Origin of the sequence: Psychrobacillus sp. NPDC093180, assembly GCF_044754065.1 — a bacterium.
Taxonomy (GTDB): Bacteria; Bacillota; Bacilli; order Bacillales_A; family Planococcaceae; genus Psychrobacillus.
Genome location: NZ_JBIVOJ010000032.1, coordinates 1 through 1,347 on the forward strand (window position 1 = coordinate 1; position 1,347 = coordinate 1,347).

General features: G+C 53.7%; 1 rRNA gene. It reads left to right on the plus strand.

Features of this window, described 5'->3' with window-relative positions:
- Positions 1 to 1,345, plus strand: a 23S ribosomal RNA gene (locus ACIP9W_RS22440); the annotation flags it as partial.
- Positions 1,346 to 1,347 lie beyond the last annotated feature (2 nt).

A 1,347-nucleotide genomic window follows, 5' to 3' on the forward strand; every position in this document is an offset into this window, starting at 1 on the left:
TATGAGCGAAGTTCCTGATTTCACACTGCCAAGAAAAGCCTCTAGCGAGGTGATAGGTGCCCGTACCGCAAACCGACACAGGTAGTCGAGGAGAGAATCCTAAGGTGAGCGAGAGAACTCTCGTTAAGGAACTCGGCAAAATGACCCCGTAACTTCGGGAGAAGGGGTGCTCTTTGAGGTGCATAGCCTCGAAGAGCCGCAGTGAATAGGCCCAGGCGACTGTTTAGCAAAAACACAGGTCTCTGCAAAACCGTAAGGTGAAGTATAGGGGCTGACGCCTGCCCGGTGCTGGAAGGTTAAGAGGAGTGCTTAGCGCAAGCGAAGGTGCGAATTGAAGCCCCAGTAAACGGCGGCCGTAACTATAACGGTCCTAAGGTAGCGAAATTCCTTGTCGGGTAAGTTCCGACCCGCACGAAAGGCGTAACGATCTGGGCACTGTCTCAACGAGAGACTCGGTGAAATTATAGTACCTGTGAAGATGCAGGTTACCCGCGACAGGACGGAAAGACCCCGTGGAGCTTTACTATAGCTTGATATTGAATTTTGGTGCAACTTGTACAGGATAGGCAGGAGCCTTAGAGCCCGGAGCGCCAGCTTCGGAGGAGGCGTCGGTGGGATACTGCCCTGGTTGTATTGAAATTCTAACCCATACCCGTAACCCGGGTAGGAGACAGTGTCAGGCGGGTAGTTTGACTGGGGCGGTCGCCTCCTAAAGTGTAACGGAGGCGCCCAAAGGTTCCCTCAGAATGGTTGGAAATCATTCGAAGAGTGTAAAGGCAGAAGGGAGCTTGACTGCGAGACCTACAAGTCGAGCAGGGTCGAAAGACGGGCTTAGTGATCCGGTGGTTCCGCATGGAAGGGCCATCGCTCAACGGATAAAAGCTACCCCGGGGATAACAGGCTTATCTCCCCCAAGAGTCCACATCGACGGGGAGGTTTGGCACCTCGATGTCGGCTCATCGCATCCTGGGGCTGTAGTCGGTCCCAAGGGTTGGGCTGTTCGCCCATTAAAGCGGTACGCGAGCTGGGTTCAGAACGTCGTGAGACAGTTCGGTCCCTATCCGTCGTGGGCGTAGGAAATTTGAGAGGAGCTGTCCTTAGTACGAGAGGACCGGGATGGACACACCGCTGGTGTACCAGTTGTTCTGCCAAGAGCATCGCTGGGTAGCTATGTGTGGACGGGATAAGTGCTGAAAGCATCTAAGCACGAAGCCCCCCTCAAGATGAGATTTCCCATTACGCAAGTAAGTAAGATCCCTCAAAGACGATGAGGTAGATAGGTTCGGGGTGGAAGCGTGGCGACACGTGCAGCTGACGAATACTAATCGATCGAGGACTTAACCAAAT